General features: G+C 35.8%; 20 protein-coding genes, 1 other RNA gene and 2 CRISPR repeat arrays (1 of these 23 running past the window's edge). Of the genes, 11 read left to right on the top strand and 10 right to left on the bottom strand.

Annotated elements, in window-relative coordinates; genetic code table 11:
- A CRISPR array of direct repeats spans positions 1 to 242; the repeat unit is 37 nt; unit sequence GTTAATTTCCTCATTTACCCCGTAAGGGGACGGAAAC; it reaches 1,139 nt to the left of the window's first position.
- Between the two features lie 191 nt (positions 243 to 433).
- Both rnpB and CYAN10605_RS04730 read right to left on the bottom strand, forming a co-directional pair.
- Positions 434 to 815: RNase P RNA component class A (gene rnpB, locus CYAN10605_RS18000), an RNA gene on the bottom strand.
- Positions 816 to 854: 39 nt separating this feature from the next.
- Positions 855 to 1,280, bottom strand: a complete 426-nt coding sequence (locus tag CYAN10605_RS04730) for a Fur family transcriptional regulator (protein ID WP_015218806.1) — start codon at positions 1,278 to 1,280, stop codon at positions 855 to 857.
- 183 nt (positions 1,281 to 1,463) lie between these two features.
- Between CYAN10605_RS04730 and CYAN10605_RS04725 the strand changes: the two genes are divergently transcribed.
- From CYAN10605_RS04725 to CYAN10605_RS04685, 10 genes are all read left to right on the top strand, one after another.
- Positions 1,464 to 2,033 (top strand): peroxiredoxin, encoded by a 570-nt coding sequence (locus tag CYAN10605_RS04725; protein WP_015218805.1) that lies wholly within the window; start codon positions 1,464 to 1,466, stop codon positions 2,031 to 2,033.
- Between the two features lie 604 nt (positions 2,034 to 2,637).
- Positions 2,638 to 3,639, top strand: a complete 1,002-nt coding sequence (locus CYAN10605_RS04720; protein WP_015218804.1) for an NAD(P)/FAD-dependent oxidoreductase — start codon at positions 2,638 to 2,640, stop codon at positions 3,637 to 3,639.
- 86 nt (positions 3,640 to 3,725) lie between these two features.
- Positions 3,726 to 3,848 (top strand): DUF8629 family protein, encoded by a 123-nt coding sequence (locus CYAN10605_RS19275; protein WP_015218803.1) that lies wholly within the window; start codon positions 3,726 to 3,728, stop codon positions 3,846 to 3,848.
- Positions 3,849 to 3,863: 15 nt separating this feature from the next.
- Positions 3,864 to 5,513, top strand: coding sequence for an MBL fold metallo-hydrolase (locus tag CYAN10605_RS04710; protein ID WP_015218802.1), 1,650 nt, complete (start codon positions 3,864 to 3,866; stop codon positions 5,511 to 5,513).
- Positions 5,514 to 5,641: 128 nt separating this feature from the next.
- Positions 5,642 to 5,812, top strand: coding sequence for a hypothetical protein (locus tag CYAN10605_RS18780; protein WP_015218801.1), 171 nt, complete (start codon positions 5,642 to 5,644; stop codon positions 5,810 to 5,812).
- Positions 5,813 to 6,683: 871 nt separating this feature from the next.
- A complete protein-coding gene (locus CYAN10605_RS04705; protein WP_015218800.1) occupies positions 6,684 to 7,280 on the top strand; it encodes a hypothetical protein in 597 nt (198 codons plus the stop codon).
- A gap of 362 nt (positions 7,281 to 7,642) precedes the next feature.
- Positions 7,643 to 8,614: direct repeats of the CRISPR family, unit length 37 nt; unit sequence GTTGATTTCCACATTTACCCCGTAAGGGGACGGAAAC.
- 171 nt (positions 8,615 to 8,785) lie between these two features.
- The gene (locus CYAN10605_RS04700; RefSeq protein WP_015218799.1) at positions 8,786 to 10,048 is read left to right on the top strand and encodes a M16 family metallopeptidase; all 1,263 of its coding nucleotides are present in this window, start codon (positions 8,786 to 8,788) and stop codon (positions 10,046 to 10,048) included.
- Positions 10,049 to 10,122: 74 nt separating this feature from the next.
- Positions 10,123 to 12,078, top strand: a complete 1,956-nt coding sequence (cobJ, locus tag CYAN10605_RS04695; protein ID WP_015218798.1) for a precorrin-3B C(17)-methyltransferase — start codon at positions 10,123 to 10,125, stop codon at positions 12,076 to 12,078.
- 208 nt (positions 12,079 to 12,286) lie between these two features.
- Positions 12,287 to 13,258: an SDR family oxidoreductase gene (locus tag CYAN10605_RS04690; protein ID WP_015218797.1), complete on the top strand. Its 972-nt coding sequence runs from the start codon at positions 12,287 to 12,289 to the stop codon at positions 13,256 to 13,258.
- 177 nt (positions 13,259 to 13,435) lie between these two features.
- Positions 13,436 to 14,695: a SufS family cysteine desulfurase gene (locus CYAN10605_RS04685; protein WP_015218796.1), complete on the top strand. Its 1,260-nt coding sequence runs from the start codon at positions 13,436 to 13,438 to the stop codon at positions 14,693 to 14,695.
- 324 nt (positions 14,696 to 15,019) lie between these two features.
- Here the strand turns inward: CYAN10605_RS04685 and murD are convergent, their stop codons facing one another.
- From murD to CYAN10605_RS04660, 5 genes are all read right to left on the bottom strand, one after another.
- A complete protein-coding gene (gene murD / locus CYAN10605_RS04680; protein WP_015218795.1) occupies positions 15,020 to 16,393 on the bottom strand; it encodes a UDP-N-acetylmuramoyl-L-alanine--D-glutamate ligase in 1,374 nt (457 codons plus the stop codon).
- A 63-nt stretch (positions 16,394 to 16,456) separates the two neighbouring features.
- Positions 16,457 to 17,002, bottom strand: a complete 546-nt coding sequence (locus tag CYAN10605_RS04675; RefSeq protein ID WP_015218794.1) for an RDD family protein — start codon at positions 17,000 to 17,002, stop codon at positions 16,457 to 16,459.
- 213 nt (positions 17,003 to 17,215) lie between these two features.
- Positions 17,216 to 17,695: an ATP-dependent zinc protease family protein gene (locus CYAN10605_RS04670; protein ID WP_015218793.1), complete on the bottom strand. Its 480-nt coding sequence runs from the start codon at positions 17,693 to 17,695 to the stop codon at positions 17,216 to 17,218.
- A gap of 155 nt (positions 17,696 to 17,850) precedes the next feature.
- Positions 17,851 to 18,348 carry a LabA-like NYN domain-containing protein gene (locus CYAN10605_RS04665; protein WP_041922677.1) on the bottom strand — a complete coding sequence of 166 codons (498 nt, stop codon included), beginning with the start codon at positions 18,346 to 18,348 and terminating at the stop codon, positions 17,851 to 17,853.
- Between the two features lie 584 nt (positions 18,349 to 18,932).
- Entirely contained in the window at positions 18,933 to 19,766 is an 834-nt protein-coding gene (locus CYAN10605_RS04660) for a sulfurtransferase (protein ID WP_015218791.1), read from the bottom strand.
- A 305-nt stretch (positions 19,767 to 20,071) separates the two neighbouring features.
- Here CYAN10605_RS04660 and CYAN10605_RS04655 point away from each other — a divergent pair, with 305 nt between their 5' ends.
- On the top strand, positions 20,072 to 20,503 hold the full coding sequence (locus CYAN10605_RS04655) for a hypothetical protein (RefSeq protein WP_015218790.1): 432 nt from the start codon (positions 20,072 to 20,074) through the stop codon (positions 20,501 to 20,503).
- 238 nt (positions 20,504 to 20,741) lie between these two features.
- Here CYAN10605_RS04655 and CYAN10605_RS04650 read toward each other — a convergent pair whose 3' ends face one another.
- The 3 genes from CYAN10605_RS04650 to CYAN10605_RS04640 form a co-directional block, all read right to left on the bottom strand.
- Complete coding sequence (locus CYAN10605_RS04650) at positions 20,742 to 21,767, bottom strand: ABC transporter permease (protein ID WP_015218789.1); 1,026 nt, start codon at positions 21,765 to 21,767, stop codon at positions 20,742 to 20,744.
- Between the two features lie 36 nt (positions 21,768 to 21,803).
- The gene (locus CYAN10605_RS04645) at positions 21,804 to 22,049 is read right to left on the bottom strand and encodes a DUF7219 family protein (RefSeq protein ID WP_015218788.1); all 246 of its coding nucleotides are present in this window, start codon (positions 22,047 to 22,049) and stop codon (positions 21,804 to 21,806) included.
- A gap of 398 nt (positions 22,050 to 22,447) precedes the next feature.
- Positions 22,448 to 23,440 (bottom strand): pentapeptide repeat-containing protein, encoded by a 993-nt coding sequence (locus CYAN10605_RS04640; RefSeq protein ID WP_015218787.1) that lies wholly within the window; start codon positions 23,438 to 23,440, stop codon positions 22,448 to 22,450.
- Between the last annotated feature and the right edge of the window lie 44 nt (positions 23,441 to 23,484).

Here is a 23,484-nt window from a genome sequence, read left to right as displayed (position 1 = left end):
AAACAACTACCACTCTTTCACCTAAACGAGCTAATTGCTCATCACTAGTTAATTTCCTCATTTACCCCGTAAGGGGACGGAAACTTTTCTTCTTCTCGTCTTTCAGCCAATAGTTCTTTAGCTTCCGTTGTTAATTTCCTCATTTACCCCGTAAGGGGACGGAAACGTACTCTCCTCTTGGAAGACTTTTAGTACGTCCTGGGGGGTTAATTTCCTCATTTACCCCGTAAGGGGACGGAAACGCTTTTGATAAGTTCTACCGATGTTGAAGATGTTAAATAAGATATAACTGAAATTTCAGATTAGTGTATTAATACTAAAAAAGAAAATTTTAAAATCGATTTTAATAAAGTTTTCATCAATTCTTATTACTGTTTTCTGTTCTCCACCTTCAACAGTCCATTTTTGGCTAGATGAAAATCTGACCAAGTATAAAGAAGAGTCACTCATAAGCCGGATTCTGTTCCTTTAAATAAATTAAAGGGGTAGTTATCTATCTGGGATGAATATTACTAATCACCTCAAGCGGTACACCAAAAGCGGAATCGGGAAAAGACCAACCATAATTCCTTCGACCTTGCTCCCAACCGGGGTTTACCGAGCCAGTACCTCTCGATACTGCTGGTGGGCTCTTACCCTCACCTTTGCACCCTTACCTCTAATCGGAGGCGGTATTTTTCTGTGGCACTATCCTCACGCTCGCGCGCACTGGGCGTTACCCAGCAGGTTTGGTCTTTCGGGAGTCCGGACTTTCCTCAAACTAAATCTTAAACCTCACAGGAAAAGTTTAGTTCGCAACTACCTCCATGACTCTTCTTGCTATTATTTTAATGATTTTTTCTCTTTAAGTGATTTTAATGACTATCAGAACAGCGATCGCATCTACCATAAACTGTTACCTCAAAGCGATCAACTTTCAAACCCTGACGTAAGTTACTGATATTGATACCGGTTAAACTTTCCCAAGGAATATCCTCTATTTCCCCGCAACACTCACATAAAAAATGATGATGGGGATCAACATTAGCATCATAACGACAAACCCCCTCCTCTAATAGAACTTCTTTAACTAAACCGACATTTTGAAGAGTCTGTAAAGAAAGATATACCGTTGCCTGAGAAAGAGTTGGCACTTCTTGATTTAAATCCGTGAGAATCTGTTCAGCAGTAGGATGATCACACCTATGAAGTAAATTGGAATAAACCGCAAATCTTTGGGGTGTTACCCTCAATCCTTTTGATTTCAATGTTTTGATAATATTATCTTTGCTTATAACCATTTTTAAATTGCTTTGAAATCTCGAAAATATACTTATTCATACTATTTTTCTCTATACCTTCTAAGGTAACAAAAATAAAATGATTATTGCCATTGACATATTCTTAAATAAGAGTTATTCTTAAATAAGAGCAGTAAAAAAGGCTCAAAATATTGAAAACATTTAGATTGGAGAAATTAACCCATGGCAGTACTTGAAAGAGTTCCTGACGTAGTATTTAAAACCCGTGTCCGTGACGAATCTATTCAACCTAATCCTTACCGTTGGGAAGACAAAACCACTCAAGATATTTTCGGTGGTAAAAAAGTAGTAGTATTCTCTTTACCCGGTGCATTTACTCCTACTTGTTCTTCCAATCACCTTCCCCGTTACGAAGAATTATACGACGAATTCAAGGCTTTAGGGGTAGATGAAATTGTTTGTGTATCCGTCAATGATGCCTTTGTTATGTTCAAATGGGGTAGAGAAATCGGAGCAAAAAATGTTTTCTTACTTCCCGATGGTAATGGTGAATTTACCCGTAAAATGGGGATGTTAGTTGATAAATCTAATCTCGGTTTTGGTTTAAGATCTTGGCGTTATTCTATGTTTGTTAACGATTGCAAGATCGAAAAAATCTTCGTTGAGCCTAATTTCTCTGATAACTGTCCCACCGATCCTTTTGAAGTTTCTGACGCTGATACCATGTTAGCCTACCTCAAAGGAGAGCAACCTAAAGGAGTTTCTGAGCCTCGTAAAGAGTTTGTAGGTTAATACCTGTAGATTTTTCTATACAAGTGTTTTGGCGGCATAGTTTTTATTATGCCGTTTCTTTTTCCTATCATAATAAGCTATACCCCAGAAGGGCATTAATTTAGGTAGGTTTCAGGTTGCAGGTGGTAGGAGTTGAATATATTCAACCCTTGCGGTGATAAGGTGATGAGGGGAGAGGGTGAGAGGGTGAGAGGGAGAAATTTCTTTTTGATTTTAACTCCGAATTCAAATTATGCCCTTTTCGTCATCATTCATGGATAAAAATTTATCCTGAACTCAGGTTAATCGTAGTATTTATCTCAAAATACCGACTTCTTGGCGATTACCACTCTATTCTCCCTTGGGGAGTAACTCTTTTAAGGGGTGTAAGTAAGGATAGAGATGCTTATATCAAACTAGGACGAATGTATAATACCAAAATCAATTAAATTGGTAGAGGCCGTATCGGTTCTCAAGAATCTCCCACGTTTATCCCGTAGGTTTTAGTGATGAAAGTTGTCAAAAATTATTCACTACAAAAAATAGATGTTGTACTAGGCTAGATAATATTAGATTTTGATTATTATGTAGTTATACAGTAATTTAGTTACAGGAGACATAGCATATGAGATTATCCAGCAAAAATTTAGATACTCGTTTAGATACGGTTTATGATGCCATTGTGGTTGGTGGTGGCATGGGAGGTTTATCTGCGGCTATCTACTTAGCTAGGTATGGTTTAAAATGTCTAGTCATCGAAAAGGGTAAAGGGCGCTCAATGTGGATGCAGGATTTACGTAATTATGTAGGTCTTGACCCAGATACCCCCGGTAGAGATATTATTAATCATGGCACGAAACAAGCTGTTGATTGGGGTGCAGATCATTTAAGGGGATATGTGGAAGATGTCACAGACGAGGGGGATACTTTTGCTGTTAAGGTTAAGGTGGGCAAGAAAGACAGTATCTATCCTGTTTTCCGCAGTAAGTATTTAATTGCCGCTTCAGGGGTGATTGATGTTTTACCCGAATTAGATGATATGCAAAATGTTTATGATTATGCTGGATACACTCTCCATGTGTGCATGATTTGTGATGGTTTTGATATGTGGGATCAAAAAGCCGTTTTAATTGTTGGTAAAGAGTCCCAGATAAATGCGGCATTTGTACTCAATTGGTTTACTCCTTATATTACTGTTTTAACTCATGGTTTATGCACTGTTAGCGATGAAATGAAACAGAAATTGGCGGAGCATGGTTATCCTCTCTATGAAAGTGCGATCGCACGTTTTGTGGGAGAAGATCATAAAATGCAAGGGGTAGAATTAGTTGATGGAACTTTTATTGAGGCAACCACAGGTTTAATTAATATGGGTTCAATTTATCATAACCACTACCTCAAAGGTATAGAAGGCTTAGAGTGGGATGGAGAAAATCTTGTCACCAATGAGATGGCACAAACAAGCCACGATCGCATCTTTGCGTTAGGAGACTTGAAAAAAGGCTTAAATCAAGTGTCTGTTGCCGTAGCAGATGGAACTTTAGCCGCTACTCAAATTTGGCGTAATATTCGCCGTCAATCTCCTCCGAGAAAATGGGAGAGTAATTTATCTACCACAATCCAATAAATTTTATCTCAAACTGAGATAACGGAGAAAACAATGATCTATGATACAAGTAACAGTTTTAAAATATCTCGGAGTAGTAAGCAATCATGGATGTTAAAATGCTAATGGTCATCTTAACTGGCTTATTTATTGTATCGGCTTTATTTTTCGGTACTAGAAACGGTTACTATGACACCGATTACTATGATGGTAACGGTTCGGCTCATTAAAGTAGTAGTTTTTTTATGATTAAGCGGCAAGAAAAATTTTCCGCACCTGAAATTAGCTTTTCTTGTTATCCCTTTGGTGTTGGGCATTACACCGAGGGGGTTGCCTTACAACTGACTCTGGGTAATTATAGACTATTACTTGATTGTGGTGTTGAAGATATTAGCTTATTAGTTAATCAAGATCAACCTCCTTTTGATTGGGTGTTTTGTACCCATGCCCATCAGGATCATGCTCGTGGCTTACTTGCTCTACATAAGTGTTACCCAAATTTGCCCATTTATACCAGTGATGTCACAGGAAAGTTATTACCCCTTAATTGGTTGGATAAAAAGGATTCTGCTTCCATTTCTTTTCCTCAAGTGTTACCATGGCGATCGCCTTTTCATTTACAATCAGATTTAACGGTAGAATTGTATCCTGCGGGTCACTTACCCGGTGCATCGGCTTTCTTGTTTCAATATCATCACCGAGATAGAGTTTATAAAATTTTCTATACAGGAGATTTTTGTCTTTCCAATTTACAGTTGGTAGAGGGGTTATCTCTGGATAGTTTACGGGGTTTGAATCCTGATATACTAATTATTGAAGGAAGTTATGGCACAGCTAGACATCCCCATCGTCGTCACCAAGAAAAACAGTTGATGGCAAGAATAAAAACTGCGATCGAATCTCAGGTTAATGTTATTATGCCTGTACCTACCTTTGGTTTGGGACAAGAATTATTGAAATTATTGCGATCGCATCATGAATTTACAGGAAGAAACCTTGATATATGGGTAGATGGAGACTTAGCCTCAGCTTGTGACTTATATTTAGATTTAATTAGCTATTTCCCCGAAAATGTTCAGAATTTTGCTAAACATCAACCTCTTTTTTGGGACGATAAAATAAAACCCCGCATGAGACGAGTAACAAAAAATACTGCCCGTCATCAATTAATTGTTGAACCAAGTATCGTTTTAACAGATAAAATAAGTCACTTACAGGAATATTGTCAAGATAATGGACAAAAATGGCTGATATTAATTTCAGAACAGTCAAAAATCAAGCAAACTGATGAATTTAAGTCACTAACTCAAAAATATGATCCAGAAAGAATCATTATCGAAGACTATCTTTTAGCAGAACATAGCGACGGCAGAAATACAACTCAACTCATTCATAACTTACGCCCCCAACATATTATATTTGTTCATGGTTTACCCAATTACCTAGCAGATTTAACCAGTTTAGAGGAATTACAAAATCGCTATCAACTCCATTCTCCTGCTGTTGGGGTAAAAGTCGATTTACCCATTGGCGCCCAATTCATGCAACCAAAAATCACCACTCAAAATAACTATGAAGGGGAATTGAACGAAACAGGGGCTTATGTTACTATTACCTTACCAGAACAAATTAATAAAGATCCTCGATGGCAAAATTTCGCCGACACGGGCTTAATTGAAGCAAGATGGCAAGGGGAAGAGTTAGTTTTAAGGGGATTATCTCAACGGGAATTGCTACAGCAAAATAGTCTCTTAAGAAGACAACTCAATCCAGAATCCTGCGGTAACTGTCGTCATTTTGATAATCAACATTGCCATAATCAAGAATCTCCTCTTAATGGCTTTACTGTGCCTCATGATGGTTATTGTCCTCTATTTGAAGTTGATGATATTTAGATTGACCTATAAGAAAACTGTAGCCCTTCGCCCTTTTTCCGTTGCTTACCCTCACCTAGATAAAGTTATGCGGGGGCAGTGAGTGTATATTAAAATGATATTGTCAAAAAAATTAATCATTTGCCATCATGACTACACCTATTATCGCAGAAAAAATAAGAGCGATCGCATCTAAAAAAGAAGTATTAGAACAACTTTTAGAAAAGCCAGATTTAGGCAATCTTCGTCTTGATGTTAATCAGGCTTTGGAAGAATTAGAAGAATTAATTGAAGAATTAAATAAAACTTTTCCTTCTTAATTTTATAGTTATTAATAATTAGCTATCAGTTTTACCAAAAAATTCTCGATGGTAAAACTAAATTCCTTCTTGAAATCAATTCATAATCGGAAGTATAAAATATGGCAATTCTCTTATGGTAAGGCACATTACTTATCCGTATTGAATGATAGGTAATAGACAACGATGCACTGGTATTAGAAAAACCGTGTCTCATAAGTTTAGTGAAAGCTATATAAGCGAAAAACTAAATATTTAACTCTGACATCGTATTTCTATACATCATCATTATTATTATTTCATAACCTTAATAGAAGCACTATAGTTCATTTTTGTGGTAGGTTAATTAAAGAATTTTATAATGTTACTTATTCAATAATGGCAATGAATAATTACTCACTATTAATTAGTTATATAGTAGTTTTAATTAAGACTGTAACAATAATATAATTAAATAAATATTGATTTCTCTAACAACGTTAAACTATATGCCCCTTCAGGAACATCTTTAGATGAAATTATCCGTGATTATTACACAAATTAAATGTAACTTTCTTGTTTGAAATTACTATAACTTACGCAAAAAATAAAACAACTTAATAATAACTTAGATACCAGAATAATCAACCACTTCAAAACTAAAGAAAGTTTAAAAATTAGCCCAAAAGATTTAACCATTAATTATAATGATTTTATTAAACTAAATAACTTATTCAGTAATCTTGATAAAGAGAGAAAAGATATATTTTAAAATCAAGAAGAATTCGTAAATATTCATCAAGAAAGTCCTCTGATATTATCAGGAATAAAAAATACTGGTAAAACAACTATTCTATTAATTAAAGCTATTTTAAATGCTAAAAGTAAAGAAAATAATAGTCAAAAAACTATTTTGATTAGCGATAGTCTAATAAGTAAATATCAAATTATTAACCGCTATAAACAATTAACAGGAGAAGCCTTAAACAAAAATAATTACCTAGAGATATTATCTCTTACAGAATTATTGAAAAAACTATTAACAGAAACATATCAAGGAAGCGATAACCAGTTTGTCAGAAGTAAACAAATTAATTTTCATCTCTTCAAAGAAAAATTTAGCACCCAGTATAATCTTGAAGAAATAGACTCAAAGCATTTATGGCAAGAAATATATTATCTCCTCAAAGGAAATGCCACTTATTCCATCAATGAAAAAGGATTAATTGCCTTAGAAGACTACCAACAACAAATTCAAAACTATAGTTTTCTCCCTCTAAATGTCAATCACCAAAAAATATATAAACTGGCAGAAAAATATCAACAATGGTTAAAAGAAAATAACTATTGGGATGACAACGACTTAAGCAGATATTTATTAACTCACCTACATGAAGATAATATCGGTAAATATTATATCTATGGCGATAACATTCATCATTGGAGTGAAATTAGTCTTAAATTAATTTGCCAATTAACCACCGCAGAAAAAACTTTTGCTTTAACTTAGTTATTTTCAACATCTACAAAATAACCAAGAAGGAGAAAAACTTTTATCCGAATATCTTTATTAAGTTAAACTTCAATGGGAATATTCTGATTACCTAGCTTTGTAAAGAAATATTAACTTAACTTGTCAATCTGTCGCAGTTAGGAAATAATGGTTAGAAAGAGTTTTGGCAATAAAAAATTAGATAAGTTCCGTTTTTTGTTAGGATTCACTCTTATACTTACGGTATTATTCATTTTTACTCAAAAAAGCCCTTTTTTACCTTGATAAAGAAATAGTGTTAAGAAGTGTAAAGCATAATTTTGTATTTTTTCGCATACACTTTGTATAAGCAAGATGCAGTAAAGATTTCCAAAGGTAGGGTTGATTTCCACATTTACCCCGTAAGGGGACGGAAACTCCCAATTACTTCGTCCAAACAAGAACCAATCTCTGAGTTGATTTCCACATTTACCCCGTAAGGGGACGGAAACGTGGTGTTCCTAACCTCATATTAATACACTAACAAAGTGTTAACGTTGATTTCCACATTTACCCCGTAAGGGGACGGAAACTTAGAAGCGGAATCATCACTAGAAACAGTAATGTGGATGTTGATTTCCACATTTACCCCGTAAGGGGACGGAAACCTTCTTCGTCTTGTTTCGGGGGGGCGTAAAAGCCATCTCGTCCACGTTGATTTCCACATTTACCCCGTAAGGGGACGGAAACCCCTTTAGAATGCCGAATGGATTGGATGTCTATTCGGCAAGGTTGATTTCCACATTTACCCCGTAAGGGGACGGAAACGACGGGGAAAGCAGGGATTTTGAAGGGCAATATGGTGGCGTAAACGTTGATTTCCACATTTACCCCGTAAGGGGACGGAAACTCGTATACATCCTTCAGGCTGATTTTTACGCCTTCAGCTAGGGTTGATTTCCACATTTACCCCGTAAGGGGACGGAAACTTCTTTAAATAGAAAGAACGCTTTAGTAGTAGTTTGATCAATTGTTGATTTCCACATTTACCCCGTAAGGGGACGGAAACAAAGTAGCAGAGGTAGAGTTAGACATAATTTTAAGATCCTTTTCTGTTGATTTCCACATTTACCCCGTAAGGGGACGGAAACGAACCTTTCTGGTGTGTGGGAACGGGAGGCTTTTCCCGAAAGTTGATTTCCACATTTACCCCGTAAGGGGACGGAAACTGGAATAAGAATAAAGAGGGCTATTCTTACAAGTTGATTTCCACATTTACCCCGTAAGGGGACGGAAACTTGCCTCCTCGGCGATCAAATCCGCTTCAGTCTTTGGAGTTGATTTCCACATTTACCCCGTAAAGGGACGGAAACTCCAAAATTCCCGACAAAAAAGAATTTGCGATCGCATCTTTAGGGTTAATTTCCTCATTGACTCAGTAGGGGGATAAAGACTGATTTTGAGAAAAAGTTAAGAGAGAATTAACAAATAAAACTACAATGATGGTGATAGATATTTAAGTTGACGCAATTTAGTTGTAATCAGTGACACAAACTCAAAAGTATATTCACAAAACGATATTAAGTAATGGTATTACCCTAGTGGTAACGGAAAACCCCACCACGGATATTATTGCAGGAAAAATTTTTTGTCGTCAGGCGGGTAGTTTATGGGAAGCAAAACATCAGGCTGGATTGTTTCATCTTTTAGCTAGTGTCATGGCTAAGGGCACTCGGAATTTATCTTCTTTGGAAATTGCAGAGAAGGTAGAGTCTATTGGGGCGGCACTAGGCACGGATACTTCTAGTGATTATTTTTTAGTCAGTATGAAGACTATTACAGAGGATTTTCCTGAAATTATGGCTTTAGCCTCCGAAATTCTCCGTTTTCCCTCTTTTCCTCTGGATGAGATTGCACTAGAAAAGAATATTACAATACAAAATATTGTGTCTCAAAAAGAACAACCTTTTAATGTGGCTTTTTCCCAATTACGTCAGATGATTTATGGGCAACATCCCTATGGTTTTTCTCTTTTGGGAACAGAAGAAACGGTGGCAAATTTGATTCAGGACGATTTAAGATTTTATCATCAACAACATTTTAGACCAGATCGTTTAGTTATTAGTTTAGCGGGAAATATTGACTTAAATAGTGCGGTGGAGGTTGTGGAAAAAGTCTTTGGTGATTGGTTTCCCCCCGAAGATGCCCTTATCAAGATTGATTCCCTTGAGCAAAGAGAGTTATTATCACCCAAGGCTCGATCTCACCATACTTCCCAAGACACTCAACAGTCTATTATTATGATGGGCTATCTTGTGCCAGAAATGACACACCCCGATTATCCCGTGTTAAAGTTATTGAGTACTTATTTAGGAAATGGGCTTTCTAGCCGTTTGTTTGTGGAATTAAGAGAAAAAAGAGGTTTAGCTTACGATGTTTCGGCTTTTTATCCTACTAGGGTTGATAAGTCTCAATTTGTAGTCTATATGGGTACTGCCCCTCACAATGCAGACATTGCCCAAGAAGGTTTATACAATGAAATAAAAAGGTTAAGAGAAAATCCCCTCACCACAGAAGAAATCCAAACGGCAAAAAACAAATTATTAGGGCAATATGCTTTAAGTAAACAAACCAATGGAGAGTTTGCTCAAGTTTTTGGTTGGTACGAAACTTTAGGCTTAGGCATTGAATATGACAATATTTTCCCTCAAAAAATTAGTAGTGTAACCATTGAAGATATACAAAGAGTCGCTCAAGAATATTTACAAGATCAATTTTTGTGTGTTTCTAAAGTAGGTCCGAAATAATTAGGAGATAGGGGGGTTAGGGTATTGGGAAGAAATTAACTATTGATTATTTATTAGTAATTTACTATTTATAAATGAAATATATTTTTGCCGACTATCATCCGCTTCATTTTATAACAACTTCACCAGAAAAAATCGAACAATTAGAATATTTAAATAAGATAACTCAAGGATTTTTATGGCTACCAAAAAAGATACATAATGATAATTTATCCGCTAATTTTTATGACTCTTCTTTAAGGGAACATTTAGTAAATATTTGGTCTAATAGTAAATGTATTGTTTTTTGTTTAACATTGGGTGCTGTTACTCGTTTAATTGCTCCTTTATTAACTAACAAAAAAACTGATCCGGCTATTATTGTAATTGATCCAGCTTTTGAATATATTATTTGTTTAACAGGGGAACATCAACACCAAGGCGATAAATTAACAGAAATATTGGCAGAATTATTATCTGCAAAAGCAATTATAACCAGTGCTTCTTCTAATCTTAATTTACCTGCGATCGATTCTTTTGGTTATACTTTTGGGTGGAAAAAAGGAGAAGGAGATTGGACAAAAGTTAGTGCAAATATTACTCAGAATAAACCTACTTTAATTAAACAAGAATCGGGATTAAATTGGTGGTGTCAAAATCTGCCTATAAATCACCCTTTTATATTTGGTGAAGGGATAAAAGATAATAGTAAGGAAGGGGAAAAGAGAGAAGAGGACTTTTTGAAACAGTCAGATGATGACTTTGCTAAGTCTATTTTTACGGAAGCAGAAAAACAGGTTCAAGCAATGGTTTATATTGGAGTCAACAAAACTCCTAGGGTTGATATTCCTATCGTCAGTTGGCATCCGAGAGGGGTATGGGTTGGTATTGGGTGCGAAAGAGATACTTCCCCCATACTCATTGAAAACGCTGTTAATTCCGTTTTAGCTCAATATAATTTAGAAAAAAATGCGATCGCATCTTTAGCTACTATTGATCTTAAAGCTGATGAAGTAGGTATTTTAGAGTTAGCCCAAAAATGGCAATTACCGTTAAAAACCTTTACATCTGAGGAGTTAAATTTAATTGATGTGCCTAATCCTTCTAGTATTGTTGAGCATGAAGTAGGAACAAAAAGTGTGGCGGAGGCTTCTGCATTAAAAGCGGGTTCTTGGTCAAATTTACCTGAAAATAACTTTTCACCTACCCTCATCGCCCCGAAACAAATTTTTAAACAAGAGGGCTTAAAAGGTGCGGTAACAGTAGCCATTGCCCTTTCTAATTTAGAGTATAATCCTCGTCAGGGTAAATTATATCTCATTGGTACAGGACCGGGTGCGATCGAATATCTCACTACGGCGGCAAAAACAGCCCTCAGAGACGCTGAAATTATTATCGGTTATGGTTTATATATTGATTTAATCAAACCTCTGTTGCACCCCTCACAAATTATTGAAACTTCAAATATTACTCAAGAAAAGCAAAGAGCAGAGAGAGCGATCGCACTAGCTCAATGGGGGTTGAAGGTAGCGGTAATTTCATCAGGAGATTGCGGAATTTACGGCATGGCGGGTTTAGTTTTAGAAATTTTAGCAAATCAAAACTGGGATGGAAAACAGCCCCCTATACAGGTCTTTTCTGGCATAACTGCAATGCAGAGCGTGGCGGCAAAAATTGGATCGCCCTTGATGCACGACTTTTGTGCCATTAGTTTAAGTGACTTACTTACTCCTTGGGATGTCATCGAAAAACGCCTTCACGCCGCCGCTACAGGAGATTTTATCACCGCCATTTATAATCCTCGCTCTCAAACCCGTCAACAGCAAATTATCACTGCCCAAAATATATTTTTACAATATCGCTCAGGGAATACCCCAGTTGCGATCGCACGTTCAGTAACAAGAGAAGATGAAAGTATAATTCTGACAACCCTAGAGGAAATGTTAAACCATCCCATTGATATGGTAACTACAGTCTTAATCGGGAATAGTAGTACAAAAAGATACCATGACTTATTGATTACTCCCAGAGGATATTTAGGGCAATGTTAAAAAAAGGGCAAAGGGCAAGGGGCAAGGGGCAAAGGAAAAATTAAGAATTAAAAACTCCGAACCCCTGTATGGGCGAATGGCCATTCGCCCCTACTTCCCCCTCTCCCCTCATCACCCAAACACCTGCAACCTGAAACCTGAAACCTAACCCCTCTTTCTGATAAAATCTTAATGAAATTTAAAAATATGTAAACAAAATTAATAATCAATGAAAATATTAGTAATTGGAGCAACAGGGACTTTAGGCAGACAAATAGTCCGTCATGCTATAGATCAAGATTATTCTGTGCGTTGTTTAGTGAGAAATCGTGGCAAAGCAGGATTTTTAAAGGAATGGGGGGCAGAATTAGTTAAAGGGGATATATGTGAATTTAAGAGCATTGAGTCGGCATTAGAAGGGGTTGATGCGGTAATTGATGCGGCAACGGCAAGAGCGACGGATTCTTTAACTATCAGACAAGTTGATTGGGAAGGAAAAGTAAATTTAATTCAAGCCTGTGCCAAAGCAAATATTAAACGATATATATTTTTCTCTTTGCTAAACGCTGAGAAATTTGAAGATGTACCATTAATGAATATTAAGCATTGTACAGAGTTATTTTTACAAGAATCTGGATTAGACTACACTATTTTTAAAATAGGTGGCTTTATGCAGGGTTTAATAGGTCAATATGGTATTCCTATCCTTGATAATCAACCTGTGTGGGTAAGCGGAGAAAATACTCCCATTGCTTATATGAATACTCAAGACATGGCAAAATTTGTTATTAAAGCCTTAGAAATTCCTGAAACAGTCAAAAAAACTTATCCATTAGTAGGTAGTCGTGCTTGGACTGGAGATGAAATAATTCAATTATGTGAACGCTTATCCGGAAAAACCGCTAAAATTTCCCGTATTCCCCTTGGCTTACTTCGTTTTTTACGGGGTTTTACCCGTTGGTTTAAGTGGACAAGAAATGCCTCTGATAGATTGGCTTTTGCTGAGGTTTTAGCCAGTGGTATTGCCTTAGATGCTCCTATGGATGAAGTTTATGAAACCCTTAAAATTGACCCTCAAGAAATTACTACTTTGGAGGCTTATTTACAAGAATACTTCGATCGCATCATGAAGAAAATTCGAGAAATCGATTATGAGAAAAGCAAAATGAAAAAACGGAAGAAAAATAGCTTTTTCAAATAATGTCTTGATTTAACTTTATTTAGGGTATTAGGGAATGGGAAATAGTTGATACAATTGGAGTTGTTATAATGAACACAACCCACAATAGTCAATTATCTATCTTAACAAGATAAATTATATATAATTGTCAATATTTATTGTAATTACTAATTATTAATTCCTCATTGCTAATTAACTATGACTCTTACTTATAAAAAAACTATCGCCGATGAAGTTCGTCAAGACTTCCCTATTCTCCATCAAAAAATTCACGATAAACCCTTAATCTACTTTGATAATGCCGCAACATCTCAAAAACCTAGAGCGGTGATAGAAGCCTTAAGACACTACTATGAGTATGACAATGCTAATGTCCATCGTGGAGCACACACTTTAAGTGCAAGGGCAACGGATGCCTATGAAGGTGCAAGGGATAAGATAGCTAAGTTTATTAATGCTAAGAGTCGCAATGAAATTGTCTATACCCGGAATGCCAGTGAAGCAATTAATCTAGTTGCCTATAGTTGGGGTTTAGCACATCTCAAAGCAGGAGATGAGATTATTTTATCGGTAATGGAACACCATAGTAATATTGTTCCTTGGCAAATTATCGCTCAAAAAACAGAGGCAATTCTCAAGTTTGTGGAGTTAACCCCTTCTCAAGAATTTGATTTTAATCATTATCAGTCACTACTTTCGGAAAAAACTAAATTGGTTTCCCTTGTTCATGTTTCCAACACACTAGGTTGTATTAATCCCGTAACTGAGATTATTACCTCCGCCAGAGAAAAAGGGGCAAAAGTACTTATTGATGCTTGTCAGAGTTTACCCCATTTACCCATTGACGTTCAAGGAATGGACTGTGATTGGTTGGTTGGCTCTGGACATAAAATGTGTGCTACTACTGGTATTGGGTTTTTATACGGCAAAGAGGAATTATTAGAAGCAATGCCCCCCTTCCTCGGTGGTGGCGAAATGATTGCAGATGTGTTTTTAGATCATTTTACCTGTGGTGAATTACCCCATAAATTTGAAGCTGGAACTCCCGCTATTGGAGAAGCGATCGCATTTGGTACTGCTATTGATTACTTAAGCAATATTGGCATGGAAAATATCCATCAATACGAAGAAGAATTAACAGCTTATTTATTTCAACAATTAAATGAAATTCCTAACCTCACCATTTACGGTAATCAACCCACCACAGAAGGCAAAGGGAGAGCCGCTTTAGCCGCATTCAATGTCAAAGATATTCACGGTAGTGATTTATCAACACTGTTGGATCATGAAGGTATTGCAATCCGTTCAGGTCATCATTGTACCCAACCTTTACACCGTTATTTAAACATTTCTGGCAGTGCAAGGGCAAGTCTTTACTTTTATAACACCTTTGCGGAAATCGACGCTTTTATCGTTGCTTTAAAAGAAACTATTGATTTCTTCACCCAAATGAATTAGTAAGAAAAATGTTAAAACAACTCCCCTCGCCCTGTGGGAGAGCAGGGCTGTTTCAAAGTAAAGAATTAGGTTAACTGAGATTAAGTAAGAGTAAGAGATACAAGGATTTTTTTCTATTAGTTAAAACTTTATGAACAAAAATCCCCCCATCTCCCTCTCCCCCTATCTCCCGCTCTTTTTTCTTTCTCGAAAATGAAACAGCCCTGCTGTGGGTGAGGGGTTAGGGCTAAGAGTAAAAGGCTTTGAAGAGGAAATATTTTTTCATGGGAAAGGGAGACAGAGTCTCCCCTAATTGACAATTGACAATTGACAGTTGACAATTTATTAGTTGTCTTTCTGGGTTAGATCATAGCATATCTGACGGAAGTTTTCACCTCTTTGCTCAAAGTTCTGATACTGGTCAAAACTAGCACAGGCAGGGGATAGTAAAACAACTTTTGCTTTTAAATCAGAGGCTAATTCCCTTGCTCTTTTAACTGCATTTTCCATCGTCTCTACTATTTCATATTGTCCGAAGCCAGAAGCCTCAAACCGCTCGGCAAAGAAAGAAGCGGCTTCTCCGATGAGTAAAACAGAAACACATTTTTCCTTAATCGTATTTATCCATGCAGTATCATCTCCTTCTTTTGCTTCTCCTCCTGCAATCAAAATCGTGGGGGAAGCCACAGAATCTAGCCCTACTTGAGCCGCATCATAATTGGTAGCTTTGCTATCGTTTATATAAGCTACTCCATCAATATTGGTAATTAATTCGAGGCGGTGAGGCACTCCTGTAAATGACGAAATAGTATCTGCGATCGCTTTTTTGCTAACACCGGCTAATCTAGCGGCGGCAGTAGCCATTAATAAATTTTGTAAATTATGTTTTCCCACCATCTTAAACAGAGACACAGGGGCAATTAACTCCTTAAAAGCCACAATCCATGAATCTTCGAGATAAACACCCTTTTCTATATCCCCTAATAAATATTCTTTTCCTCTTACACTGGTCCAATAAACATTTTTCCAATCTAAATCTAAACCGAAATTATGAAGATAAGGATCATCCCCATTGAGAATTTTTAGGTAGGATCTTTGTAATAAACTTGCCTTAATACGATGGTAGTTTTCTAAAGTTTTATGTCTGGCTAAATGGTCTGGAGTAAAGGTTGTCCAAATACCAATTCTAGGAGATAAATCCATAGAAGATTCTATTTGATAACTACTAATTTCAGCTACCACCCATTCAAGGGGATTATCTAAAGACTCTAATGCCAAATCACAAGCGGCATAGCCAATATTTCCACAAGCAGAGGTTTTTATACCCCCCATTTTTAACATCGCTTCTACTAAAGCTGTTGTGGTAGTTTTTCCATTTGTCCCAGTAATACCAATCCAAGGAGTTTTTGATAAATATTGCCATGCTAACTCCATTTCACCAATGGTTTTTATACCTTTTCTCCTCGCTTCCTCTAAAATGGGTATATCCCAAGGCACTCCGGGGCTAACGACAATTAAATCAGGATTTTGAACATTATTTAAAGGTAAATTTTCTCCTAATTTAACAACTATATTTTCTTTTGCTAAATCATTTTTTATTATTTCTAAAGATGGCGAATTAGAACTATCATAAATTGTTACTTCTTCATGATTTTTTTTTAGAATTTTAGCTGCCGCAATACCTGACTTTCCCAGTCCAATAATATAAACTTTACCCATTTATTTATTTTGTTGATAATGAATCTATTAATAGGGGATAGCATCTTGATTGTAACTGTTTTTCTATTTTTTTCTCTTTTTTTGCCAAGTTTCCTTTGCTTCTTTAAAAAGTTTTTTCAGTCTTAAATCTAAGGAGAATCCCCTACGAGTCTGAATAATTATCGTATCACAGAGGCGATCGTGAAAAGCCTGATTATATTCATCATCAGAAAAAATCGTTAAGCCATCCACAATAATAGGGGTTAATAATAAAACCATTAGCAAAGAGTCTTTAAAGTTAATTTTTAAACCAATCATGGCAGTAAAAGCAATTAGGGCGATGACTCCTTCTCTTTTTGACATTGACACCATAGAAGGTTGTCTTTTTCTGCGTATATCTGCTATTTTCAAATCCATTGCCCAACGTCCTAAACTTTGCCCCTTATTAATTTGTACAATTATCACCCTGAATATAAACCAAAGAAGTACAAATATTACAAGCTCAAGGAAAATATTAGTCACAAGGGAAGAAAAAATCCAGACTATAATAAAATCAATCAGGAAAGCATAAGCTCTACGTTCAAAGGGTGCTTTGGGAACTCTACGAAATTGATTTTCTTCGCTATACATGGGTAGTTAAATAAATAATGGGCTTTATTAAAAGATTGGGGGATTAGGGGGAAACAAGTAATGAGTTAGGGGTTAGTTAGGGGCGAATGGCCATTCGCCCGTACAGGGGTTAGAAGTTATTAATTATCAACTGCTTACCTTTGCCCTTTCTTTGCCTCTTGCCCTTTAATTGCTAATTTCTAGTTTAAATTGATCTGAGCTAATGAAATTCAATTATTTTTTCTTAATTTTATTTAAAAAAGAATTACCCGCATCCACTAGGAAACGTTTGCGAATAGCTTCCCTTCCTAAAAGCATCCGAAAGCCCATAACATCTCGATTTGTTAGGGTTAATTCAATATCCCAATTATAATCTCCCAACTGAACTGAGGTAATAATTACAGGTCTAACAGTGGCATGACCTCCAGAACTCGTGACCTTACGATATTCTAATAAGGGAGCTATACAACTAACTGTCGTATGAGTTTCCCTTTGAATGGGATGTACTTGAAATTTTATCAAGGTGCGTCCTGTACCGCCGATCCCTTCGGGATCGCGCTCTTGATAGGGGTGTATGTGATAAGCGTGTAGTGCTGATGTTCTTGCACCAGTATCAATTTTCGCTTTGATTTTTTCTACTCCTAATTCAGGTAGTGATAAGTATTCTCTCCAACCAATTAAAGGTAAGTTTTTATGGTGGGAATGATCATTCATAATCAATAGTCAATAAATGTCTGTTCAAAATATTCAAGGGAAACAAGTAATGAGAAAAAGGTTTCAGGTGTTAGGTTTCAGGTTTCAGGTGTTTTTAATTTTTAATTATCCTTGTCCCTAGCCCCTAGCCCCTTGATTACTAATTCCTAATTCTTCTAATAGTCTTTTTTCTCTATACAATTTCTGATCTCATTAAGATCTATATATCTATCTGTTGCGTTACGCAACTCTCTAGCAATCATACCATCAGTAGAAACCACCGTTATATGAGTATTTTTAGAGCGTAAAAGTTCGATCGCTCTTTCAAAATCACCATCACCACTGAATAAAACAACACGATCGTACTGATCTACAGTATTGAACATATCCACCACGATTTCAATGTCTAAATTCGCCTTTTGGGAAAATCTACCTGAACTATCGTCATAGTATTCCTTAAGAATTTTTGTTCTTACGGTATAACCCAAGCTAATTAAAGCATCTCGAAAACCCCTTTGATCTTGAGAGTCTTTTAAGCCTGTATACCAAAAAGCATTGATTAACATGAAACCAGACTCTTCCGAAAAATAGTCAATAACTTTACGAGGATCAAAAAACCAACCATTTTTTTGTTGTGCATAAAACATATTATTACCATCAACAAAAATTGAAATTCTATCTCTTAAGCGATGAGGATTTACATGGCTATTATGAGTATGATTTTCATAGTAATTATGATTTATTTCCGTACTATTAGTAATAATATTAGTAGAATTTACTTGGTAATTAGGGTTATATTCTGGACGGGGAATTAGTTGAGGTTTAGGGTGTTCTTTTTCTGTAAGATTTTCCTCTTCTAAATCCGTTGTATCCTCAAAATCTAGGTGATTTTCTATGTATTTTCCTTCTAGGTTTAAATTATCATTATTTATGTCAAAGTTGTGCATATAAATAACATCTATTTAATAATATAAAAATAAGAATATAGTTATAAATATTTTCATATAAGTGACATGATATACAAGCCTGAGAATTTCAGACAAGGTATAAAACAATTTTTTCAATTAATAAAAATATTTAGTTTTTATGGCAAAAACATCACAAATGTTAGTAGCAAAATATACAGTTTACCTAATAAGTTAAATCAAAATAATTTGATAATAATTTTTAGGAATAATAGAAACATTCAATAATAATATAAGTTTTAAAATATAATAATTTTTCCTATAGTTTAAGTAATTTAACTTAAATAAAATAATTAGCGAAAGTGTTCAGGATAGGAACACCAATCACTCCATCCTCCTGCATACAATTTGCTTTGAGAAATGTTAATTTTAAATAGAGCTAGTAGATTGACACAAGCAGTAACACCAGAACCGCAATACAAGATTATTTCTGGATATTCAAGATAAGAAGACCACAGAGAGGTTAATTCTTCCTCAGATTTAAGAAAGCTATCATCTGTTGTCATTTCTTGCCAAAAAATATTTTTAGCACCGGGAATACTACCTGCTATCGGATCTATGGGTTCATGTTCTCCTCGATAGCGATCGCCTGATCTAGCATCGATAATAATAGTAGAGTCAAAATTAAGACGAGATTCCACATAATCTTTATCTACTAGCAAATCAGAACGAATTTCAGGTAAAAATGAGCCTCTAACTCTATCAGGAATTTTATTACTAACTGGATAACCTAGTTTTTGCCACTCCTGCCATCCTCCATCAAGAATAAAGATGCGGTCGTGACCTAAATAACGTAAAAGCCACCATAAACGAGCAGAAAAAGCTAAACGAAGATCATCATAGGCAATGACCGTAGTTTCCCCTTTAATAATGCCAAATTCCTCTAATTTCGAGGTAAAAGCATCTATTTTGGGCAAAGGATGACGGCCACCATGACTCTGAACAACGTCTGACAAATCTTGGTTTAAATCCAGATAATAAGCATTTTCTATATGGCTTTTTTGATATTCTTGATAACCCCATTGGCTATCAGCAAGACGAAAACGACAATCGATGATCTTGAGATCTGACCGTCCGAGGTTGTCTTTGAGCCATTGTGCCGAAACAGTTACCTGAGTGGAACCCATGGAATCTAGTAATAGTTAATAAGATAAAGTTCAATTTAGTGTTAATAAAAAATTATAAGATAAGAATAAATATATAAGTATAAGTTTAAGTTTAACCTTAGTTAAGGACTAATGGCTAATATATACACATACTAATGAATTTTAACAGTTTTGACACTGATGACTTTTGAACCTCTGAACAGACAAAATTTGTAGGATGTAGGTGATATAAATAATTAACCTCAGTTCTGAGTCCTAACTTATCTCAAAGATATTGAATCAACTATAATGAGAGTGAAATAAACAAAATCTGTTAGGGAAAAACAATGAAGAAGTTATCTAATTTACTATGGTTTTCGGGACTTCTAGGGCTTGTTACACTCGGTTTAGGTGCAACTATGAGCGAAAGTTTGGCTCAAATCAGAGGAGAAGATTCCGATCGCTTCTTTCGTCAAGGCAACGAGATGATGGAAGAACAAATCAGAGAAATACAAAGAGAAAGCGTTAGACAACAACAGGAAGAAAAAGCCCAAATGGGTGATATGGATGATATGGATATGAATGATATGGATATGGAAAATCCTGAAAATATGGACGGGTTTGAAGAGGATAGAGATGAAAAAGAAACAGAACTAGAAACAGAGCTAGAAATGAAACAACCTTCAGGTGTGGAATTGAAAGAAGTAGAGGAAAATCCAGAAGGTTTAGATGATAATGTGCCTGAATCTCCAGAGAATGAAATAGAAGTACAAATGTAAAATTTATGAATTTTTCCATTGAGATAGTTTAACCCGAACTCGATGAAAAATGAAAAAAGTACTGAAAAATAAGGAGTTAAGACTCATTAATTAACAAGATTTTCCCTTAAACAATTATTAAATTGAGAGAAAATGTATTTAAAATCAATTTAACCGCAGCTTATATCAATAATAAACACTTTTCCCTTTTCTCTTTGCCCCATTTATATGGAATAGAATTATATCGAACTCAAGTAGGTTAGTAACGAATCCTTGGATCAATCAGAGCATTAACAATATCAATAATAATACTGGCAAAAACAACGATGATTCCAAAAAAAACCATAATTCCTTGTACTGTGGGGTAATCCCTCAAAGAAATAGCCTCATATAAACGATTGCCCAGCCCGGGCCAAGAAAAGGTAACTTCGGTTAAAACAGCTCCCCCTAATAGAGCCGCAAAAGTTAAACCCATAACGGTAATAACGGGAATTAAGGCATTTTTGAAGGCGTGGGAAAAAAGTATTTTTCTTTCTTGGATTCCTCTCGCCCTTGCCGCTTCCACGTATTCAGCTTGTAGAGTTTTTTTCAGATTCACTCGCACTATACGCTCAAAAATACCACTCAATAAGATTCCCAGAGTAAAACAGGGTAAAACTAAGTAATGAATAGAAGTGCTGAATTGATGACCATTAAAAGACAATAAACTATCAATGGTATATAAGCCAGTAATTTTGTTCGGAGTGTCTAAACCGATAGGGAAACGAGTACCTAAAGGAAACCATCTTAACTGCACCGCAAAAACTAATTGCATAATCATCCCTACCCAAAATAAAGGCAGAGAATAAGTAATAATTCCGAATAATCTACCTCCTAAATCCCAAATAGTATTGGGACGTAATGAAGAAATAATCCCTACAGTCATGCCAATTGCGATCGCAACTAAGATTGCAAAAAAAGCTAATTCCACCGTAGCAGGAAAATATTGTTGGATAACCTGCCAAACACTTTCTCCCCGACTTGTGAGAGAAGAGCCTAAATCAAAGCTCAATACCTGCCCTAAATATTTGAAATACTGTACCCATAAAGGGGCATTTAAACCCAATTCTTCTCTTAGTGCCTCCTTTGCCGCTTCAGGGGCTCTAGTACCTAGAATAGCATCAGTGGGATCACCGGGTGTAGCTCTCAATAACAAAAAAACAATTGTTACAATCGTCCATAACATTAAAGGAGCTAACAGCAGACGAGCGATAATATAATACTGTAAAGATGAAGAGCGAGACATAGATTTGAGTAAAGATTACAGTGGGCTAATTATAATCTATTTTTGATCATTAATACCCAAATTTTTGATACTTTTACGCAAATTTTGCCATAGTTCTTTAATTTGGCGATATGCTTCTTGGGGGGCTATTTTGCCATTAGTTTCTAAATTGCAAATATAACTTACTTTTTGAGCAAATTCTTGTAAATTAGAATTAAACATTAAATTCTCAGGCGTAAAATCACCTCGATAACTACTTTGGGGAAATAAAAACTTTTCCTTATCTCTTTGGTTTTCATCCATGACAATATTTTTTCTTTATTTTAAATTAACAATAAACTGATAATTCCGTTTCATTTTATCTTAATATTAACTATTTCGAGATTTTAGGTTAGGAAGTAATCAAAAGGAGAAAATTAGTAAAGCATAGATATTTTTTTTGTTGATTCTTGAAGCTAACACCTCAAACCTGAAACCTTGTTCTAACTAACCTGAGTTTTGGATAAGCTGAAAGCATCCCAACTCGTAGTCAGAAAACCTTATAGCTTCTTAAAAATAACGATAAAATTGCCTTAAACCGAACTGACTTAAACAAGGGGCTTAAGCCCCTTGCTAAAAACCCCTACCACCTGCAACCTGCAACCTGACACCTGACACCTAACCTTATCGGATATTCTTAACCCGAACTGAGGTTAATAAAATTAATGATAAACCTGCCCATCAGGCATAATTGCCCCTTGTAAATTAACTCCCGTTAGGTTAGCACTACTCAAATCAGCGCCAATTAAATTTGCATTAGTTAAATCTGCGGAGGTTAAATTAGTACGAGCAAAAAACACTTCCATCAAAGAAGCATTACGCATAACCGCACCGTATAAATTGGCACGAGTTAAATCACCTCGATTGAGACGAGCAAAACTTAAGTTTGCCTGAAGAAGATTCGCACGAGTAAATTTCACATCGGGCATTGTGGCACTTTCTAAATTTGCCATACTTAAATCTGCATCTACTAATTTAGTCCGTTCTAGTTTAGCATTAGAAAGATTAGCTCCGATTAACTTTGCCCCCATAAATTCTGCTTCTGTTAAAAAAGCTCCTTTTAAGTTGGCTTGAGTCAAGTCTGCATTAGTTAAATCAGCTCCCCTTAAGTTAACTTCGACTAAATTAGCTCCGACTAAACTTGCGTTTCTTAAATCAACCCCACGAAGATCTGAGTTTTTTAGGTCTGCTTTGTCTAAGTTTACCCCTCTTAGGTTTGTTGGTTCAGAACGTTTTTCTCTCCTCATATTTACTGATCTTAAACAAGCCCCTTTAAGATTTGCATTGCTTAAATTTGCATAGCGTAAGTCCACTTCAAATAAGTTAGCGTCTAGTAAGTTAGCTAAAGTTAATTCTACTCCTCTTAAATCCGCTTTTTGTAGAATAGCCCCATGCAGTTCCGCCCGATGTAAATTTGCTCCCATTAAGTTAGCTTGATTGAGGTTTGTACCGCTAAAATTAGCTTCCACTAAATTAGCTCTACTTAAATCGGCACGATTAAGATAGGCAAAGGTAAAATTCGTCTTTTGTAAATTTGCCTCTCGGAGAATAATACCAATCAAATCACTATTTGTAAGGTCTATTCCTGCTAACATTGCACCCGTAAAGTTATGATCTCCTGAAGTGTAACGCTCAATAAATTGGTTAATTTCCATAATTTTCCCAGAAATAATATTTCGTTATTTTTTATTGCTGATTT

This window comes from Cyanobacterium aponinum PCC 10605 (assembly GCF_000317675.1).
In the GTDB taxonomy this organism is placed as follows: domain Bacteria; phylum Cyanobacteriota; class Cyanobacteriia; order Cyanobacteriales; family Cyanobacteriaceae; genus PCC-10605.
This window is presented reverse-complemented; position numbering and strand designations above follow the sequence as displayed.

Excerpts from the sequence above, each read along its gene's own strand:
- CYAN10605_RS04730 (WP_015218806.1), bottom strand. The coding sequence starts at position 1,280 with ATGGTTATAAGCAAAGATAATATTATCAAAACATTGAAATCAAAAGGA.
- CYAN10605_RS04725 (WP_015218805.1), top strand. The coding sequence starts at position 1,464 with ATGGCAGTACTTGAAAGAGTTCCTGACGTAGTATTTAAAACCCGTGTC.
- CYAN10605_RS04720 (WP_015218804.1), top strand. The coding sequence starts at position 2,638 with ATGAGATTATCCAGCAAAAATTTAGATACTCGTTTAGATACGGTTTAT.
- CYAN10605_RS19275 (WP_015218803.1), top strand. The coding sequence starts at position 3,726 with ATGGATGTTAAAATGCTAATGGTCATCTTAACTGGCTTATTTATTGTA.
- CYAN10605_RS04710 (WP_015218802.1), top strand. The coding sequence starts at position 3,864 with ATGATTAAGCGGCAAGAAAAATTTTCCGCACCTGAAATTAGCTTTTCT.
- CYAN10605_RS18780 (WP_015218801.1), top strand. The coding sequence starts at position 5,642 with ATGACTACACCTATTATCGCAGAAAAAATAAGAGCGATCGCATCTAAA.
- cobJ (WP_015218798.1), top strand. The coding sequence starts at position 10,123 with ATGAAATATATTTTTGCCGACTATCATCCGCTTCATTTTATAACAACT.
- CYAN10605_RS04690 (WP_015218797.1), top strand. The coding sequence starts at position 12,287 with ATGAAAATATTAGTAATTGGAGCAACAGGGACTTTAGGCAGACAAATA.
- CYAN10605_RS04685 (WP_015218796.1), top strand. The coding sequence starts at position 13,436 with ATGACTCTTACTTATAAAAAAACTATCGCCGATGAAGTTCGTCAAGAC.
- murD (WP_015218795.1), bottom strand. The coding sequence starts at position 16,393 with ATGGGTAAAGTTTATATTATTGGACTGGGAAAGTCAGGTATTGCGGCA.
- CYAN10605_RS04675 (WP_015218794.1), bottom strand. The coding sequence starts at position 17,002 with ATGTATAGCGAAGAAAATCAATTTCGTAGAGTTCCCAAAGCACCCTTT.
- CYAN10605_RS04670 (WP_015218793.1), bottom strand. The coding sequence starts at position 17,695 with ATGAATGATCATTCCCACCATAAAAACTTACCTTTAATTGGTTGGAGA.
- CYAN10605_RS04660 (WP_015218791.1), bottom strand. The coding sequence starts at position 19,766 with ATGGGTTCCACTCAGGTAACTGTTTCGGCACAATGGCTCAAAGACAAC.
- CYAN10605_RS04655 (WP_015218790.1), top strand. The coding sequence starts at position 20,072 with ATGAAGAAGTTATCTAATTTACTATGGTTTTCGGGACTTCTAGGGCTT.
- CYAN10605_RS04650 (WP_015218789.1), bottom strand. The coding sequence starts at position 21,767 with ATGTCTCGCTCTTCATCTTTACAGTATTATATTATCGCTCGTCTGCTG.
- CYAN10605_RS04645 (WP_015218788.1), bottom strand. The coding sequence starts at position 22,049 with ATGGATGAAAACCAAAGAGATAAGGAAAAGTTTTTATTTCCCCAAAGT.
- CYAN10605_RS04640 (WP_015218787.1), bottom strand. The coding sequence starts at position 23,440 with ATGGAAATTAACCAATTTATTGAGCGTTACACTTCAGGAGATCATAAC.